The sequence below is a fragment of the Candidatus Enterococcus myersii genome (assembly GCF_017316025.1).
Lineage (GTDB): Bacteria > Bacillota > Bacilli > Lactobacillales > Enterococcaceae > Enterococcus_C > Enterococcus_C montenegrensis.
Map to the genome: position 1 here is coordinate 188,494 of NZ_JAFLVT010000018.1, position 18,200 is coordinate 206,693.

At 35.9% G+C, this 18,200-nt stretch carries 16 protein-coding genes and 1 tRNA gene; 3 read left to right on the forward strand and 14 right to left on the reverse strand.

What is annotated here, in order from left to right:
• Positions 1–73 precede the first annotated feature (73 nt).
• From JZO76_RS12475 to JZO76_RS12520, 10 genes are all read right to left on the reverse strand, one after another.
• The gene (locus JZO76_RS12475) at positions 74–1,576 is read right to left on the reverse strand and encodes a TOTE conflict system archaeo-eukaryotic primase domain-containing protein (protein WP_206905039.1); all 1,503 of its coding nucleotides are present in this window, start codon (positions 1,574–1,576) and stop codon (positions 74–76) included.
• Positions 1,577–2,189: 613 nt separating this feature from the next.
• Positions 2,190–2,816, reverse strand: coding sequence for a hypothetical protein (locus JZO76_RS12480; RefSeq protein ID WP_206905040.1), 627 nt, complete (start codon positions 2,814–2,816; stop codon positions 2,190–2,192).
• A 335-nt stretch (positions 2,817–3,151) separates the two neighbouring features.
• A complete protein-coding gene (locus JZO76_RS12485) occupies positions 3,152–3,721 on the reverse strand; it encodes a recombinase family protein (protein ID WP_206905041.1) in 570 nt (189 codons plus the stop codon).
• Between the two features lie 80 nt (positions 3,722–3,801).
• Positions 3,802–4,740, reverse strand: coding sequence for a tyrosine-type recombinase/integrase (locus JZO76_RS12490; RefSeq protein WP_206905053.1), 939 nt, complete (start codon positions 4,738–4,740; stop codon positions 3,802–3,804).
• A 228-nt stretch (positions 4,741–4,968) separates the two neighbouring features.
• Positions 4,969–6,273: a phosphopyruvate hydratase gene (gene eno / locus JZO76_RS12495; protein ID WP_206905055.1), complete on the reverse strand. Its 1,305-nt coding sequence runs from the start codon at positions 6,271–6,273 to the stop codon at positions 4,969–4,971.
• A 117-nt stretch (positions 6,274–6,390) separates the two neighbouring features.
• Positions 6,391–7,146 carry a triose-phosphate isomerase gene (tpiA, locus tag JZO76_RS12500; protein ID WP_206905056.1) on the reverse strand — a complete coding sequence of 252 codons (756 nt, stop codon included), beginning with the start codon at positions 7,144–7,146 and terminating at the stop codon, positions 6,391–6,393.
• Between the two features lie 80 nt (positions 7,147–7,226).
• A complete protein-coding gene (locus JZO76_RS12505) occupies positions 7,227–8,417 on the reverse strand; it encodes a phosphoglycerate kinase (RefSeq protein ID WP_206905058.1) in 1,191 nt (396 codons plus the stop codon).
• Positions 8,418–8,516: 99 nt separating this feature from the next.
• Entirely contained in the window at positions 8,517–9,518 is a 1,002-nt protein-coding gene (gene gap, locus JZO76_RS12510; protein WP_206905069.1) for a type I glyceraldehyde-3-phosphate dehydrogenase, read from the reverse strand.
• Positions 9,519–9,556: 38 nt separating this feature from the next.
• Entirely contained in the window at positions 9,557–10,594 is a 1,038-nt protein-coding gene (locus JZO76_RS12515; RefSeq protein ID WP_206905071.1) for a sugar-binding transcriptional regulator, read from the reverse strand.
• 412 nt (positions 10,595–11,006) lie between these two features.
• Positions 11,007–11,078 (reverse strand) — tRNA-Arg (locus JZO76_RS12520).
• A 52-nt stretch (positions 11,079–11,130) separates the two neighbouring features.
• On the opposite strand from JZO76_RS12520, the gene rpoN reads away from it, so the two are divergent.
• Positions 11,131–12,456: an RNA polymerase factor sigma-54 gene (rpoN, locus tag JZO76_RS12525; protein ID WP_206905074.1), complete on the forward strand. Its 1,326-nt coding sequence runs from the start codon at positions 11,131–11,133 to the stop codon at positions 12,454–12,456.
• Positions 12,457–12,545: 89 nt separating this feature from the next.
• On the opposite strand, the gene JZO76_RS12530 is transcribed toward rpoN, so the two are convergent.
• From JZO76_RS12530 to JZO76_RS12545, 4 genes are all read right to left on the reverse strand, one after another.
• Complete coding sequence (locus tag JZO76_RS12530) at positions 12,546–13,847, reverse strand: glycosyltransferase (RefSeq protein WP_206905078.1); 1,302 nt, start codon at positions 13,845–13,847, stop codon at positions 12,546–12,548.
• Positions 13,844–14,371: a hypothetical protein gene (locus tag JZO76_RS12535; protein WP_206905080.1), complete on the reverse strand. Its 528-nt coding sequence runs from the start codon at positions 14,369–14,371 to the stop codon at positions 13,844–13,846. The genes JZO76_RS12530 and JZO76_RS12535 overlap by 4 nt, the downstream gene beginning before the upstream one ends.
• Positions 14,372–14,521: 150 nt before the next feature.
• Positions 14,522–15,136, reverse strand: coding sequence for a DNA-directed RNA polymerase subunit delta (gene rpoE / locus JZO76_RS12540; protein ID WP_206905082.1), 615 nt, complete (start codon positions 15,134–15,136; stop codon positions 14,522–14,524).
• 75 nt (positions 15,137–15,211) lie between these two features.
• Positions 15,212–15,646 carry a DUF1934 domain-containing protein gene (locus JZO76_RS12545; RefSeq protein ID WP_206905085.1) on the reverse strand — a complete coding sequence of 145 codons (435 nt, stop codon included), beginning with the start codon at positions 15,644–15,646 and terminating at the stop codon, positions 15,212–15,214.
• Between the two features lie 267 nt (positions 15,647–15,913).
• Here JZO76_RS12545 and JZO76_RS12550 point away from each other — a divergent pair, with 267 nt between their 5' ends.
• Positions 15,914–16,720, forward strand: coding sequence for a lipoate--protein ligase family protein (locus JZO76_RS12550; protein ID WP_206905087.1), 807 nt, complete (start codon positions 15,914–15,916; stop codon positions 16,718–16,720).
• A gap of 65 nt (positions 16,721–16,785) precedes the next feature.
• A complete protein-coding gene (locus JZO76_RS12555) occupies positions 16,786–18,144 on the forward strand; it encodes an HD domain-containing protein (protein WP_277988653.1) in 1,359 nt (452 codons plus the stop codon).
• Positions 18,145–18,200: the final 56 nt, after the last annotated feature.

Here is an 18,200-nt window from a genome sequence, read left to right on the forward strand (position 1 = left end):
ACAACTAATGATAACAATATCTAGAGTTACAGGAATCACAATACCAGTAGATAGATACAACTGAAATTTAGCACTACTGCTTTTTCATTTTATACAGTTTTGCTAATCCTAAATCATAAAATTGACTTTTAGTTAATATTTCTTTCGCTTCTTTAATAGTAAGTAACTCAACAATATAATCTTTTAAATCATATTTACCTATTTCATTCAAATCTAGCACAATAAATTCATCTCCATCCTCTTGAGCAATACTAACTCTATATTTATTTGCCTTTTTTTTATATGTACCTTCAGATTTTTCATTTCTACTAACCACTTCTAGAAAACCCATTTCTTCTAAATTTAATAAGTACTGAAGTAATCTCCCTCTACTTCCAGTATTTCCCATTTTTGTCATTGTACTATATGGCATATAAAATACTCCATTTTGACTTGCATATCTTTTGGATTGAATTAATGTACTTAATGCTAGCTTTTTTAAGTGTAAACTTTTTCCATTTGTACTAATATTTAATACTTCTTTTAACTCATCTTTATAAATTTTTATTTCTTTTGATGTTTGACCCCATATATAGTTTTTGTTATACGTATTTTTTACAATTCTTTTTAACTCTTTTAGAGCATAATCTTGTGTTGTAGATTTATCTATCATATCTCTGTAATATTTAAATGTATTTTCTAATACATCGGTCAATATCTTCAATGTATCCTCAATATCATGTCCCTGTTCTTTTAAAAATATTGAAGCCTTAAAACAAAAGTTATGACGACTGTTAGGATATAATAAATGCTTATCCTTTAAAACTAATAAAATAGCTTTTGTTTCACTTTCAATATCGATTTTGTAGTTAATGTTATTAATAATCTTCTTAGATTCAATTTTTTCATCTTCATTCAAAAATTGAACTTGATTTATCTTTTTAGAGTCTGGTAATATCTCGATTTCAAAATAATCTTTACTCATTGGTTCAATTGATAAAAAGTATTTTTCAGAATCTGTTTTTTTTCTCAATGTTTGGTTGTCTACAAAATGACAATATTTGTTAGTTTGCTTATGAATAGATAGAGGTAACTTCAATCCTACTGTATGTAAAGGTCTAAGTTCAATTTCAACCTCCTCTGACAATTTACCTAAGTTATTAAGAACATCATAATAAAAATGTTCCATTTTATTTGATTCAATAAACTCATCAAGAAAAATTTCTACATGGTACCCTTTTTTTCCACTAAAGCTTACATGTATATCATCTAAAGAAATATTGTAATCATGATTCAACAATACTACCAAGGCTTTAGTTGTATGTCTTGATAATTCCAATTCAGGAGAATCAACATCAAAACAGATAAATTTACAAAAAACTTGTCCAGCAAAAATCCCAATCGTTTGTTTTTGTCTAACATGAGCCAAAATTTGATAATCGTGCAGAGCCCATGTTGGTCTATAGTATTTAGCTGTGGACTCTCCTTTGTTATAGTACATTTTTATATAACTTTTTCGATAACCTATATATAGATTTTTTATTTGTTCAAGTAATTGTTCCTCACGCTTAGTGATTTTTTCTTTATTTTTTCCCATTATACTCAGTTCCCCTTTTCAAAATATCTGAAAAGAGAACTACATAATGTTAAGTTTTATGTTTTTATTTCATGTTTTTTCATAGTTCTTCTTTTTTATTATTATTCATTACAAAATCTAAATATCAAACGTATTAAATTACCTTCTTCACCCTCAATACACTTCCCCCTTTCTAAACAATAAAAAAGCAACACAAAATAAGCGCTCGATAAAATGTTTGATGTCCTCGAGCTAAAACTTACGTTTGTGTTGCTTTAATGTTTTAGTTTGTTTTGATTAAATGTTATGTTTTCGGATGCGCATTTTAACACACCTCTTTCAGTTATACAAGTATTATATCACATTTTACTGAAAATTTCAATGTGGGGGTAGTACAAGTTGTTCTTTCACTTTATTATTTATACGTTTATCAAAACTTTATTCTAGAAAAGGTAAAACAAAAAACACTCCAAAGCTTACTTTGAAGTGTTAAAAGGACGGTTCTTATAAAATTGATATTTATTTGTCATATAAGAACGTGTATACACGATACTAATTCACTTAAGGTACTTTATACCGTTTATACTCGTATTTTGTATTTCTTGTATAGTTGAGAGACTAAAGGTATATACCTTTAGTCAGTTTCTTCGTTTTCTAAAACCAATTCAATTCTTCCAAACAAATTCAATATCTCTTTATACTTATTTTTGAAAAATTCACTACCTCTATCTATACCTTTTGAATTACTAAATACTGATATATCATAATAAGGATTTTCCATATCATTCATTTTAAATCTTAAACTAATTTCTTTAACAACATTTGTAGAATTTGATTTAGCTGTGCTCCCACCAATTATTGCTCCTACACCACCAGTTAAAGCTCCCCCAACTAGTGACCTTCCAATCATACTTGAATTTGAAACTTTATTCGTTACTTGATTATCTTCGATAATTTGAACATCAATTACATTATTTAAATCAATCAACTGTACTTTAGAATGATATGTGCCATCTGTAAAAATTGTAGTGCCTGTTTCTATACCAGCTTGAAATACAATTCTTTTATTAATATCTATGCCTATTTTCATGTTATTACTTTCAATAAAATACGATTCAGCATCAATATTTAATTCATCTAGTTTTTTATCTGTTTTTACTTGTTCTTCATTTCCCTGTTTTCCTTTCTCATAAAGTACCCAAATCAATAAAGACACTAATCCTATAAGTAACCAAACATACATTTTTGTTTCTCCATCCATATAACTTTCCTCTTTTCTGTATTTTAAATTAGTTGAGAGCTAAATGTGGTACTAGCATTCCCACAAATCAAACCTCTCTTTTTTGGTAATAAGGTACACCCCTAATAAATCAAACTAACTCCTTTCACTACTTAATTTCACTATTACTAACACTGTATTAGACTGTGTCTAAAACGAACGAATTAGATAATAATGAAATATATAGAAAAAGAACCTTACAAAATAACCAAAAGGTTGATTTCATAAGATTCTTAGTGAGTCAGTTTTGTATAATTTAATTCCTGTCAAAAACGTTCGTTTCTGATTATCATTATACGATACTTACTAAAAGTTTATCAACCTTTGTTATTTTTTTGTTGATGTGTTCTAAGTATTCTATAGATGCTACTTTCACTTATATCAAGTTTAAGAGCTATCTCATTCACTGTAAAAGCTTGTTTTTGATGCATTTCTAGCACTTTAACTTTGGTTAAATGATTTAGTCTAGGTCTTCCACCTTTGTTCTCAGACATTGCTAGAGCTTGTTTTGTACGTTCTGAGATAAGAGAGGCTTCCATCTCTGCAACTGCTGAAAGGATTGTAAAAATAAGTTTTCCTGTCGCTGTTGCTGTATCAATTCCTTCTGTAATGATATTGAGATGAATTTTTCTCTCTTCTAACTGACTAATGAGATTAACTAATTGTTTAGTGCTCCGACCTAATCTATCAAGTTTATAGACTATGAGTGTATCTCCTTCTTCTAAAATATCTAGAGCCTTGTTTAATTGCTCTCTATTCTCCTTGCGACCACTGACTTGTTCAATGAACCAATGTGTTGGATGATAGGCTTTAAGGGCTTCTTTCTGAACTTCTATACCTAGTGTTTGCTTGCCTGTTGATGTTCTGATGTATGCTACTTTCTTCATTGCTGACTCCTTCTACTTGTTTAATAGTTTCATCCTCGAATGTTAGTAATAGTACTAACAATATTACATCACTACCTAACCTAAAGCTTATTTTCTTCAATTAGTCTTGTTAATGGTGTGATACCTTTAACATCTGTTAATATCTCTTCATTCGTTAAACTATTAAGATATGTTTGAGTTGTTTTAATGTTTGAATGTCCTAGCAATCTACTTATGGTGTAAAGATTTACACCACTCTTTAATAGTTTTTGAGCATAGTAATGTCTCAATGAATGACAAGATTTTCTCTGAACTTCATCACGAACACCAACATGATAACTTGCTTCATTGACAATTTTTTCTAGTAAAACATTGTTTTTGAGCTGTTGACCACTTTTAGTCACAAATAGATAATCATCGATTTCTCTATATCTTCTGAGATTATTAAAATAACCTTTCTTTGTTCGATTATACTTTTTTAGTGAATAGGACAAGTAAGGACTAATAGGAACTATCCTTTCTTTTCTTCCTTTGCCAAAAAATTTAATATAAGTATCAAACATGTTCTCATTTTTAAGTTCCCTAACTTCTTGAGCACGTAAACCACAATCAGCAAATATCTCAATAATTACTTTGTTACGTTGAGAGATGAAATCTTTATTCTTTCCATAATAATTAATCATACTGGATACTTCGCTGTCATTAAACGTATTAAGTAAAGCCCTTTCTGTTTTTAGATAAGAAATATCTTCAACAATATTCTTCTCAATATACTCCTCCTTTACCATATACTTAAAGAATAATTTAAGAGTTTTAATCAACTGATTAATGTAAGTAGCCTTTTTCGTTTCCTGTAAATCTAAAACATACTTTTTAATATGAACCTTCTTAACTTTTAAAAGCTTTGACTCATCAAACTCTGACTCCATGTAATTAACAAAAATTGAAATCTGATAATCATACGTTGTAATTGTACGCTTTGATAAATTTCTAATACGACAATCCAATAAAAATTCATCTAAAATTTCTCGAAGTAACACAAAAAAACACCACCTTTCTTTATAAATTAATAAAAGAAAAGTCGTGTCTAGTATTGCTAACTTGATGCTGTTTGTACTTTGCAATACGTGAAATTCTACAGTATTGAAAAATTGGTATACCTTAACAAACAATCTCATTCGACAAAAAAAGACCCTTCAAAAGAAGAGTCTTAATTACGTCCGAACAGTTTTAATTCCTATTAGAATAAGCTTTATTTAAACTTTTAATTATTTGTTTTTTAAGTTGTAGAATGAAGCTAGACCTTTGTATTCAGCTACTTCACCTAATTGGTCTTCAATACGTAATAATTGGTTGTATTTAGCGATACGGTCAGTACGTGAAAGAGAACCAGTTTTGATTTGGCCAGCGTTTGTTGCAACAGCGATATCAGAGATTGTTGAATCTTCTGTTTCACCAGAACGGTGAGAAACAACTGCTGTGTAACCAGCTTCTTTAGCCATTTCAATAGCGTTAAATGTTTCTGTTAATGTACCGATTTGGTTAACTTTAATTAGGATTGAGTTACCAACGTTACGTTCGATACCTTCAGATAATTTTTCAGTGTTTGTAACGAACAAGTCGTCACCAACTAATTGAACTTTGTCGCCTAGTTCAGCTGTTAATTTTTCCCAGCCTTCCCAGTCGTTTTCGTCCATACCATCTTCAATAGTGATGATGAATGGATATTTTTCAACTAATTCTTTCAAGTATTCTACTTGTTCTTCTGAAGTACGTTTTGCTCCGCCTTCACCTTCGAATTTAGCATAGTCATATACGCCGTTTTCGTAGAATTCAGAAGCTGCACAGTCAAAACCTAAACGTACATCGTCGCCGATTTTGTAGCCAGCTTTTTCAACTGCTTTAACGATTGTTTCAACAGCATCTTCAGTACCTTCAAAACGAGGTGCAAAACCACCTTCGTCACCGACTGAAGTTTCTAAGCCGCGTTCAGATAAGATAGATTTCAATGCGTGGAATACTTCAGCACCCATACGCAAGCCTTCTTTAAATGTAGGTGCACCTACAGGTAAGATCATGAATTCTTGGAATGCGATTGGCGCATCTGAGTGAGAACCACCATTGATGATGTTCATCATAGGAGTTGGCAACACTTTAGTATTGAAACCGCCTAAGTAGTGGTATAAAGGTACTTCCAAGTAATCAGCAGCTGCACGAGCTACAGCGATTGAAACGCCTAAGATTGCGTTGGCACCTAATTTACCTTTATTAGGAGTTCCGTCTAATTCGATCATTGCTTTGTCGATAGCCATTTGGTCACGAACATCGTAGCCAATGATAGCTTCTGCAATAATGTTGTTTACGTTGTCTACGGCTTTTTGAACGCCTTTGCCGCCATAACGAGATTTGTCACCATCGCGTAATTCAACGGCTTCGTATTCACCAGTTGAAGCGCCTGAAGGAACCATACCGCGACCAAAAGCACCTGATTCTGTGTATACTTCTACTTCGATTGTTGGGTTACCACGTGAATCAAGGACTTCGCGTGCGTAAACATCAGTAATAATTGACATGTTTGTCTCTCTCCTTTGATTTGTATTTCAAAAGGGTTAAAACCCTTCATCCACAATTTTAGTGAATTTTATGCATTTCTGCAAATTAAAACTCATTTTTTTAATGTTGTTGTTAGATTATTTAACTGCATCTAATAAGGCTAAGAATGAATCCGCTTGTAAGCTTGCGCCGCCGACTAATGCGCCGTCAACGTTTTCTTTGGCCATGTATTCTGCAATGTTTTCAGGTTTAACTGAACCGCCGTATTGGATACGTACTTTATCAGCAACTTCTGAACCGTATAATTTAGCAACTGTTTGACGTACAACACCACAGATTTCGTCTGCAATGTTAGCATCAGCAGATTTACCAGTACCGATTGCCCAGATTGGTTCATAAGCAATTACCATACTTGAAACTTGTTCAGCAGATAAATCAGCTAAACCAGCAGTGATTTGACCTTCGATCCATTCAGCAGTTTTGCCTGCTTCGTAAGTTTCCAAAGTTTCACCACAGCACAAGATTGGTGTCATACCGTTGGCAAAAATTGCTTTTGCTTTTTTGTTAATTTCTGCGTCTGTTTCGTGGAAATATTCGCGACGTTCTGAGTGACCAATGATCACATATTGTACGCCAAGGTCTGCGATCGCAGCTGGTGAGTTTTCACCAGTGTAGGCTCCTTCGTTTTCCCAGAAACAGTTTTGAGCAGATAATTGTACTTCAGAATCTTTCAAGCTCCAAGCTAATGGTGCTAAGAATAAAGCAGGTGAACCGATCACAGAATCTACCAAATCTTTTGAAGGAACCGCAGTTTTCACTGCTTCTGCAAAGCTTTGTGCTTCTGATAAGGTTTTGTTCATTTTCCAGTTTCCGGCGATAATTGGTTTACGCATTTTGTGCAACTCCTCTTTTAAAAATTCACTCGTAAAATTAGCTCAAAAGGTTCCCCTTTCAAGACCATTTCAACTTTAAATTATTTGTCGTTAATAGCAGCTAAACCTGGTAATGTTTTACCTTCTAATAATTCTAGAGAGGCACCACCACCAGTTGAAATGTGCGTGAATTTGTCAGCAAAGCCTAATTGTTCAGCTGCTGCTGCAGAATCACCACCACCGATGATTGTTGTTGCATCTTCAAGGTTAGCAATTGCTTCACAAACACCAATTGTACCATTAGCAAAGTTAGACATTTCAAACACACCCATAGGTCCGTTCCAAACAACAGTTTTTGCTCCAGCTAATGTTTCAGCAAATAAAGCAATAGATGCAGGGCCGATATCTAAAGCCATAACATCGCCTTTTATTTCGCCTTCAACAGTTTCAGTTGGCACATCATTTGAAAATTCTGCGGCACAAATATTGTCGATTGGTAAAACTAATTTGTCGCCAGCTTTTTCGATTAAGCTTTTTGCTAATTCGATTTTGTCTGTTTCAACTAATGATTTACCAATTGCCATACCTTTAGCTGCGTAGAAAGTATATGTCATACCGCCGCCGATTAAAATCTTGTCCGCTTTTGGAATCAAGTTTTCAATCACACCGATTTTATCAGACACTTTAGCGCCACCTAAGATAGCGATCATTGGACGTTTAGGATTTTCAACAGCTTCACCGATGAATTTGATTTCTTTTTCCATTAAGAAACCAGCAACAGTTGGGATACCTGTTGAAGCAATACCAACGTTAGAAGCATGGGCACGGTGAGCAGTACCAAATGCATCGTTTACGAATACATCGCCTAAAGATGCCCAGTATTTGCCCAATTCAGCGTCATTACCGCTTTCCTTTTTACCGTCGATATCTTCAAAACGTGTGTTTTCAAATACTAAAACATCGCCGTCTTGCATATTTGCAATGGCGTCTTCTAATTCTTTACCACGAGTTTCAGGTACGAAAGTTACTTCTTTACCTAATAATTCGCCCAAGCGTTTTGCAACGGGTGCTAAAGATTTGCCAGCTTTATCTTCTTGTGTTTTCACACGACCTAAGTGTGAGAACAAGATTGCTTTGCCGCCGTTGTCGATTACATATTTGATAGTTGGTAAAGCAGCTTTGATACGTGTATCATCACCAATTACACCATCTTTTAACGGCACGTTAAAGTCAACACGGACTAAAACTTTTTTATCTTTTAATTGAATGTCTTCGATTGTTTTTTTAGCCATCTGTATGTTTGCCTCCTAAATTTATCTCATAAAAAAAGCGGAGAAGCGCGTCGCTTCCCCGCTTTAAAAGTACTACATTAGATTACGCGTAAGCGAATCTTATAATTTAGCGAAGTATTCTAAAGTACGAACTAATTGAGCAGTGTAAGACATTTCATTGTCGTACCAAGCAACAGTTTTAACTAATTGTTTGTCGCCAACTGTCATTACTTTAGTTTGAGTTTCGTCAAATAATGAACCGAAAGTCATACCAACGATGTCAGAAGAGACGATTGGGTCAGCAGTGTAACCAAATGATTCGTCTGAAGCTTCTTTCATTGCTGCATTTACTTCGTCAGCAGTAACTTTAGTATCTAAAACAGTTACTAATTCTGTTAATGAACCAGTTGGAACTGGAACACGTTGAGCAGCACCGTCTAATTTGCCGTTCAATTCAGGAATTACTAAGCCGATAGCTTTAGCAGCACCAGTTGTGTTAGGTACGATGTTAGCTGCAGCCGCACGCGCACGACGGAAGTCGCCTTTAGGGTGTGGAGCATCTAATGTGTTTTGGTCACCAGTGTAAGCATGGATAGTTGTCATCAAGCCTTCGATGATACCAAATTTGTCTTGTAAAGTTTTAGCCATAGGAGCTAAGCAGTTAGTAGTACAAGAAGCACCAGAAATAACTGTTTCGTCACCTGTAAGTGTTTCATGGTTAGTGTTGTAAACGATTGTTGGTACATCGTTACCACCAGGAGCTGAGATAACTACACGTTTAGCACCAGCTTTTAAGTGTAATTCAGCTTTTTCTTTAGAAGTGAAGAAACCAGTACATTCTAATACGATTTCTACACCTAGTTCGCCCCATGGTAATTCTTCAGGGTTACGGTTAGCTAAAACTTTAACTTCTTTACCGTTAACGTTGAAAGAACCATCGTGAACTTCAACTGTACCGTTGAAACGTCCTTGAGTTGTATCGTATTTTAGCAAGTGTGCAAGCATGTTCGCATCTGTTAAGTCGTTGATTGCAACAACTTCAATTCCGTCTACGTCTTGGATGCGGCGGAATGCCAAACGGCCGATACGTCCAAATCCATTAATACCTACTTTAACTGTCATATTGCGATTTCCTCCTTATGAAAATCAGGTTTTTTATTTTAAAGGGTTACCCCTTTTAAAATCTCATTTGCAGCAGCTTCATCAGTTAGAAGCCACGTTTGTTTTGGTGCATTTTGCATATACGCATTAATTGCTTTAGCTTTAGTTTTGCCACCGGCAACAGCTAAAATAATTGGCACCTTTTGTAAATCTTTTAATTGTAAACCAATCCGTGGCACTTTATAGACCACTTTACCAGTTTCATCAAAGAAATAACCAAATGATTCAGCGACTGCATTGGCTTGTTTTAGCATCAAGATTTCATTTTCACTCATCTTGCGTCTAGCCGCCATATGCAAAGCACGCCCAATACTATGAATAACACAGTCAGCATGGCTTATCAAGTTTAACACCTCAAGGATTGAGGGTTCCTTCATAAGGGAACGATACGTGTCAGAACTTAATTGTTCTGGGACATAAAGTGCCCGATGTTCACCATTTGACCTCATTGCCATCATAGCAGAAACTGAGTTGGCTTGTACAGTCAGAGCCTCTCCAATACCACCTCTGGCCGGTACAAAAAGGTTATGTCGTTCATCACTTTCAAGGTTTGTCAGACATTCGGCAACTTGGGCCATTGTTGTCCCACCCATTACCGCGATGACGTTCTTGCCTTCAGGTAAAAGTAAATCTAACGATTCATTTAAACTCTCACCAAAGTTTTTCACGACTTTTTCTTGTCGGTCACTATCACCAGCAGATATTACACAGCGGGCAATGCCAAAATGATTGGCCAACTGTTTTTCTAATTGATGCATGCCAAAAAGTTGATCCATTACTTTGCCTAAATCGGTAAAAACTTTTTCACCCGTTTTAGTTAAGCTCATACCACTTTTTGAGACATCAATTAAAGCTAATCGTTTTAATAAATCCGTTTCGGTACGTAAAATCCGTTCGGTCATATTCAAACTATCTGCTAAGTTTCGGCGACCAATAGGCTGCATCCAGTAAATATTTCGCAAGATTTTATAACGCTCTTGCAAAACATGCAGGATATCAGGAGCAACTGCTTCAATCAATTTTAAGTCATCAAGCATGATTACTCTCCTTTTTTGACAATGGACGGTTTATGTCCATCGTAGACCTATTTCGACCCATCGAGACCAAAAAAAATTTACTGCAGGTCAAATTCCTTTAACCTTACGGAAGTAATAGTACCATTTTCCATTCTATTGTGCAACTAAAAAGCTAAGAAAAATACTTCTGAAAACTGTGCTATTACGTTAAATCGCTTTACTAATTACTCTAACGCCAAGTGATAAATTGCACAACGAAAACAAAAGCCTTTATTTCTAATTGATCCTTTATTTGCGTAAGGGAAAAATTAAATTATCACTTTTGAAGCATTCATTTCCAACAAAAATCGTGTTAAAATAGCTCAGTAGCTGTTTGATAGCGTTTTTTCACCGCAATAAAAAAAGACACCTTCTTAGCTAGAAGATGTCTTAACGCGCTCTAAGGGAATCGAACCCCTGTCTCAAGAACCGGAATCTTACGTGATATCCACTACACTAAGAGCGCCGAACATATGTTAGTTTAGCTAATAATCAGAATAAAATCAAGAGGAAAATACATGAAATTTCAACAAAGTTTTTCACAAAAGCAAAAACAATCGCAAAAGCTTGCTATGACACAGTCATTGCAACAATCAATTCAAGTTTTGCAATTTTCAATTGATGAATTAGCTGAATTTGTCGAAACAAAAGCAATGGAAAATCCTTTAATCGAAGTATCAGAAGCTAATTACGCCTTAAGCTATTCCAAGCCCCGTTCTTCCAGTGGCGAAGAATTGAACTACTTAAGCCAAATTCCGGATGATCGTATTTCGTTGTTTGAATATCTCATCGACCAAGTTCACTTGAATTATCGCGATACGTTTTTACGTGACATTGTTTTATTTTTAATTGAATATATTGATTTAAACGGTTTTTTAACAATTGATTTAGATGAAGTTGTTACAAAAATGCAGGCCACAAAGATACAAGTTTTAGACGCTTTAACTTTAATTCAGCAATTGGACCCTGCTGGGGTTGGTGCCCGTAACTTACAAGAATGTCTCATGCTGCAAACTGAAAGAGATGATTTAGCGCCTAATTTGGCTTATCTTATCTTAGAAGAACATTTTGAGGACTTGGTAAATCGCAAATGGCCTGAACTAGCGAAAAAGTTAGCTATTCCAGTTAGCGAAGTACAAACAGTCTTCGACTATATTCAAACGCTAACCCCTACGCCAGGAGCAAGTTTTGGCACCACCGATGGCTTATACATTATCCCGGATTTGACAGTCAAAATAAGTGACGGAAAGAAAATTAAAATCACCAGCAACCGGCGGGGCATGCCAGAAATGCACTTCCAGCAAAGCTACTTTGATCAAATGGCAAAAAAAGCCGATGACGAGACCAAAAAATATCTAAATGAGAAAAAACAAGATTTTGAATCCCTGCAAAAAATGGTACAACAACGTGGTGATACAATTTTACGCGTGGGACAAGCAATTATCGCCCACCAACAAGAATTCTTCTTAGATGAAAGCCGACCGATTAAACCTTTGATTTTAAAAGATATCGCAGAAGAGCTGGAAATTCATGAGTCCACCGTCAGCCGGGCGGTCAATGGAAAATACTTGGAAACAGATTTTGGAATATTTGAATTAAAGCACTTCTTCAGTCAAAAAGTCGGGATTCAAAATGATAGTGGCGAAGATTTGTCGACTGATAACGTCAAAGTCCGTCTTCAAGCCCTCGTTGAAGAAGAAGACAAAGGTAAACCACACTCTGATCAAAAATTAGTCGACTTACTAAAAGCAGAAGGAATTACTATTTCCCGCCGCACGGTTGCCAAATATCGCGACGCCTTAAAAATCCCAAGCTCCAGCAAGCGAAAACGCTTTGACTCATAACACTATCTTTTATAGAAAAATTACAAGAAATAATAGAGAAAATCCCCAATCAGAATCGATTGGGGATTTTCTCTATTATTTACTTTTTATCAACTTTTTTTCCGTTCTGGGCTCACCCATGTGCCACTACCATAGCCTAAAATTGTCTTGAAGGCGGGAATTAGCGTTGTTAAGATGGTGAGGGCATTCATCATCCAATAAAGCAACATGTAAAATGGAGCAAAGACGAAATAGCGTAATTTATGACCGCGATCGTCTAAAATTAGTGCCGAACCCAATTGCAAAAAGCCGGCAATCATCTGAAAATTAACAAAGATAAAGGCCATTGCAAACATATGAAAAATTCGTTCATAATTTTGCGTTACAAGAAAATAAATCAATGTCACAATAAAAATGAAACTTGAAAACCAAAAGAAAAGCGACCACAAAATACTTAGGGTTTGGTCAATAAACATAACGAGCTGATTAAAGTGTTTGATTGGATGTAAGGCAACTTTAGGAAAATTGGTCAACCAAACTTCCGTGCCGCCTTTAGCCCAACGTTTGCGTTGCCGATAAAGCATTTTTAAAGTATCTGGGACCATCATGTAAAACATAATATCTGGAGCAAAAACCGGTAACCATCCTAAGAGCTGTTCATCCCAAGCAATGCTTATATCTTCAGTGGCGCGATCTTGGCGAAACAAACCCGCATCAAGTAGCGCCGTTTTACGATACATGGTATTGGCTCCACTAAAAGCATACATGGTATTTAGCGTTCCTTGTTGGCTCCGCTTAATGACACCGACAATACTAGAAAACTCAACCGTCTGGGCCTTTTCAATAATTTTTGAGCGATTTAAAACATCCATATTCCCAGTTACTGCCCCGATATTGGTTTCACCGGACTCCATAAAATAATTCATATACTTAGTTAAAGCATCTGGTTCTGGGATTGTATCTGCATCATTACTTAAAATATATTCACCTTGTGCAAAAGCAAAGCCAACATTAAAAGCATGGGCTTTTCCTTTGTTTTTTTCAATTGTGATAACCCGCAAGCGCGCTTCTTTACGAGCCAACTCGGCCAGAATTTGTGGGGTATCATCGGTGGAACCATCATTTACTACTAACACTTCATAGTTTTCATAAGATAATTGATGCAATAAATAAGCCAGTGTTTTTTCAATTACTGCCTCTTCATTATGTGCAGGCACCATGATCGTAATAAAGGGCTGCTCTTCTTTTTTAATTTCTTTAAACTTTTTAATTTGATATTTAAATAAAAAGCGATAGCAGATAACCCCAATAAACCACATAAAAGCCCCTAAAATAGGATAAGTAAATAAAACAAACAAAATAACGTTCAAAACAATATCTAAAAATTCATGACCAGTCTGAATAATGTTCACTTACTGTTCTCCTTTTTAAAGACAGCTTGTAACTCTGCTTTTGAAATATTTTTTTCTTCCGGCACAGAATACGTTTTTATATTTATACGCTTGTCACTGGGACCAAATCGCGCCGTATAAAAATCATCCAATTCGTGCCGTTTTTTTAACATATCATCAAAATCGTACGTAAAATTTTTACTATAATTTTCTTTTATTTCGCGATTACTTCGTAGTGTCATGATCACAGTGAAAACCGTTGCCCCAATAAAAAAGAAGACAAAAGCTTTTAATAAGAAGAAGTAAGTATCGATTCCTTCTTGATAACTCCAAACGGCTTTTACTTTAACATGATTGCGCAACAAAGTAGAAGTGAGCGTCCAGTAAATGGGTATAATTACGCCCAACCAGGCGAGAATAGTTAAAATAATCGTACGTAGTTTTAACCAGAGATGGCCTTTTTCAAAAAATTTGTCTTCATAAACAGTTTCTTGTTTTTTCTTATCCTCTAATTCGTTGTTGGTGGTGTCTTTTTTATTTTCCATATGCCCCTCCTTTTTTTTAGTATTTCGTATTTAACCAAGATTTGCAAATTAAACGATTTTTTTCACAAGCACTAAAAAAAGGCGTAAAGACACTAAACTAAAAAAACGAGGATGAAAGTCATCTGACCTTCACCCTCGCATTTTTTAATTTTATTCGTCTTCATCTTCGTCATCAAAGTCGTCTAAATCATCATCGTCATCGTCGATAATGGTTAAGTCTTCTTCGATATTTCCGGGTACTTCTTCTTCGTCATCAGAATTATCATCGGCGCCAATTTCTTGTAAGTCGCTGTTATATGCAGAGATTTCTTCATCATCGTCATCATCGTCATCGTCGTACAATTCTTTGTCGTCTTCATCTTCTGGATCGGCATCTTCTGGATCGTCATCGTTGTAATCGATGGCATCCTCATCATCGTTAATAAAGGCATTAACCTTTTTACGTTTACGTTTACGAGGTGTGTCTTCTTCGTCTTCATCAAGCCCATGAGACAATTCTTCATCAATTGAGTCAATGGCATACCATGAACGCAATCCCCAACGGTTTTCACCTAATGAGATAAAGCTGCCGTCAATGTTTAAGTCGGTATAAAATTGTGCCAATGAATCACGAATCTCGCTATCTGATTTACCCAAATACGTTTGGATTTGGTTTACTAAATCCGAAAAATCCATTACGTCGCCACGTTGCTCTAAAATCGCATGGGCCACTTCAATCATGGACAACTCGTTTTTGTTTGCCCCTTCAAATACTGTAATTTCCAAAATAGGACACGTCCTTTCGCAGTCTACGCTTTATCATACAAAAATGTACTGAAAAAATCAATTTATTTCGCAAAATTATGCTGTGAAATCTAAGCTGATCTGATATTCCCCTACTCGTTCATCGGCCATATACAAATCATAGTCAATAAAAATTGTGCCAGACATCGGGCGATCTTTCAAGCTAACATGAAGATTACGCGTAAACGTCCCAAAATACATCACCCCATAAGGTGTTGTGTAGCTGGTTTCTAATTTTTTCTTATAGTCAAATTTTAGCCGTAATCGCATTTCTCCAGATCGCGTTAATTGCACGGTTCCATCTGGCATAATTTTAATAATAACAGGAATTTCTTCGCCACTTTCTTGCACTTCTTGATAACGAATGTACAGCTTATCACCAATGGTTACCAGCTGACCTGGTAAATCAAAAGTAAATTCTTGTATTTCTTCATGTTGTTTGACTTTGGTTTTCAAATGAATGGAAACTGGTACGCCATTTTTTAAATCCATTTTTATATCCTCCACTTCACACTATCCTCACAAAAAGTGCTGCTTACTTTAAGCAGGCTTTTCATCTTTAGTTTCATTCTTCACAGTTTTACCCTTTTTGTCAAACATTGCGTCTATTTCAAGGCCTTCCGTTATTTTTTCAGAGCTTTTTCGTATATAATGAAGGAAACGTGATTTAGAAATGCTTAACAAAAAAGCGCCCGGGGTAAGACGATTATCCAAATTAGACTTACCTGTAACAAAAAAGCGTTATTTAGGAGTTAGACGATGAATTTAAGTTTAGATCAAACCATTTATCCCAATCAGCAGGCGCTATTGCCTTTTGCCTTAACTGACGTCTTAATTGAACATGTCAGTCAAACAAAACAGCCCCTATTGCATTTTTGGCAATTGGAAAAGACCATGATTTTAGGTATGAAAGATACGCGGGTACCTCATTTAAAAGCTGGCGTTACAACGCTACAGCAGGCTGGTTATCCACCGGTTGTCCGCAGCGCTGGTGGTTTAGGCGTCATTAGTGACCCTGCTATTTTAAATATTTCCCTTATTATTCCCCGCGATATGCAGACGACCGATTCTGCTTATGAGAAGATGTTCCAACTAACACAGCACGCTTTTCCTGAGCTTTTGATTACCACTGGGGAAGTTTTTGATTCTTATTGCCCGGGGACTTACGACTTAAGTTGCGCGGGTAAAAAAATTGCCGGTATCGCCCAACGAAAAATTAAAGACGGTATCGCCATTATGATGTATCTCAGTGTTAGTGGCCCGCAAAAAGAGCGTGGGCAAGTGGTTAAAGATTTTTATCGTGCAAGTTTAGCAGAGAAGTTTGGACAAGACGGATATCCGCCGGTAAATCCTGACAGCATGACGACTGTCGGTTCCGTAATGAAAAATAATTTAACGATTGAGCAAACAAAAACACGCTTTTTAAATGCTTTTTCACAACTTACCAAAGAAGAAATCACTCAAGTTGATAGTCAGAATTGGTTGCGTGCAACAAAAAAAAGAACTGACTATACAGAAAAGCTAAGCCGTATGATTACCCGTAATGAAATTCTTGCTTCCTTATAAATCAATTTTTCCAAAGAGTGGGCAGACTCAAACAATTTTGCCAAATCAAACAAAGGAGTAAATCGATGATGACCTTATATAAAGATCAAAAATTACCAATTGAAAAAGTATTTAGAGATCCCGTTCATAATTATATTCACGTCCAACATCAAGTAGTTTTGGATTTAATCAACTCAAAAGAAGTACAGCGCCTAAGACGCGTGAAACAATTGGGGACGTCTTCTTTTACCTTCCACGGGGCAGAGCATAGCCGCTTTTCCCATTCATTAGGTGTTTACGAGATCACCCGCCGCATCTGCGATATCTTTGAACGAAATTTTTCTGTTGCTAAAATTGGTGCTGGCGGCTGGGATGATACTGAACGCTTGGTCGCTTTATGTGCGGCACTGCTTCACGATGTGGGCCACGGTCCTTTTTCCCACACCTTTGAACATATTTTCCACACAGATCATGAAAAGATCACTGTCGAAATTATCACTTCGCCAGAAACTGAGGTTTACCAAATTTTGAATAAGGTTGCGCCTGGTTTTCCAGAAAAAGTCGCCAGTGTCATTACCCATGATTATCCCAATCCGCAGGTGGTACAAATGATTTCAAGTCAAATTGACGCCGATCGAATGGATTATTTATTACGAGATGCTTATTTTACCGGCACCGAATACGGCACTTTTGATTTAACCCGCATCTTACGGGTCATTCGCCCTTATGAAGGGGGGATTGCCTTTGCTATGAATGGGATGCACGCGGTCGAAGACTATATCGTCAGTCGCTATCAAATGTATGTTCAAGTTTATTTCCACCAAGTTTCCCGGAGTATGGAAGTTTTGTTGGAACACTTATTAAATCGGGCCCACGAATTATATAATGAAAATTCCGATGTATTTCAGCAACATTCCCAGTTGTTGATTCCTTTTTTAAAAGAAGACTTTACACTAGCAGATTATTTAAAATTAGACGATGGCGTTTTAATTACCTATTTTATTCAATGGGTTGACGAAGATGATGCTATTTTAAGTGATTTAGCCAATCGCTGGTTATCTAGAAAACCATTAAAATCAGCAAAATTCAAAGAAGGTCAACAAGACTTAATCACAAAACTATGCAAGCTGGTGGAAGAAGTCGGGTATAATCCGAAATACTATACTGCGATTAATTCCAGCTATGACTTACCTTATGACTTTTATCGACCAAAATCAGGGGTCCACCGCACGCAAATTGAATTGCAACAAAATGACGGTACTCTGGTAGAACTTTCAAAAGTAAGCCAATTAGTCGCAGCACTCGCTGGACAAAAAACTGGCGATCACCGCTATTATTTCCCTAAAGAAATGGTAGATCGCTCCTTGCAAAATAATTACGATCTTTTTAGCGATACGTATGCAGCATTTGCCCGCCATATCAAAAATGGCGAATTAGTCGAATAGTAAGACCAAACTTGTCTCCCTTTTCTCTCACCACTAGAAAAGGGAGCTTTCTTTTA

Coding starts and splice junctions, on each gene's coding strand:
- JZO76_RS12535 (WP_206905080.1), bottom strand. CDS start 14,371: ATGGAAAATAAAAAAGACACCACCAACAACGAATTAGAGGATAAGAAA.
- JZO76_RS12515 (WP_206905071.1), bottom strand. CDS start 10,594: ATGCTTGATGACTTAAAATTGATTGAAGCAGTTGCTCCTGATATCCTG.
- gap (WP_206905069.1), bottom strand. CDS start 9,518: ATGACAGTTAAAGTAGGTATTAATGGATTTGGACGTATCGGCCGTTTG.
- JZO76_RS12550 (WP_206905087.1), top strand. CDS start 15,914: ATGAATTTAAGTTTAGATCAAACCATTTATCCCAATCAGCAGGCGCTA.
- JZO76_RS12480 (WP_206905040.1), bottom strand. CDS start 2,816: ATGGATGGAGAAACAAAAATGTATGTTTGGTTACTTATAGGATTAGTG.
- JZO76_RS12555 (WP_277988653.1), top strand. CDS start 16,786: ATGATGACCTTATATAAAGATCAAAAATTACCAATTGAAAAAGTATTT.
- JZO76_RS12505 (WP_206905058.1), bottom strand. CDS start 8,417: ATGGCTAAAAAAACAATCGAAGACATTCAATTAAAAGATAAAAAAGTT.
- tpiA (WP_206905056.1), bottom strand. CDS start 7,146: ATGCGTAAACCAATTATCGCCGGAAACTGGAAAATGAACAAAACCTTA.
- eno (WP_206905055.1), bottom strand. CDS start 6,273: ATGTCAATTATTACTGATGTTTACGCACGCGAAGTCCTTGATTCACGT.
- rpoN (WP_206905074.1), top strand. CDS start 11,131: ATGAAATTTCAACAAAGTTTTTCACAAAAGCAAAAACAATCGCAAAAG.
- JZO76_RS12475 (WP_206905039.1), bottom strand. CDS start 1,576: ATGGGAAAAAATAAAGAAAAAATCACTAAGCGTGAGGAACAATTACTT.
- JZO76_RS12485 (WP_206905041.1), bottom strand. CDS start 3,721: ATGAAGAAAGTAGCATACATCAGAACATCAACAGGCAAGCAAACACTA.
- JZO76_RS12545 (WP_206905085.1), bottom strand. CDS start 15,646: ATGGATTTAAAAAATGGCGTACCAGTTTCCATTCATTTGAAAACCAAA.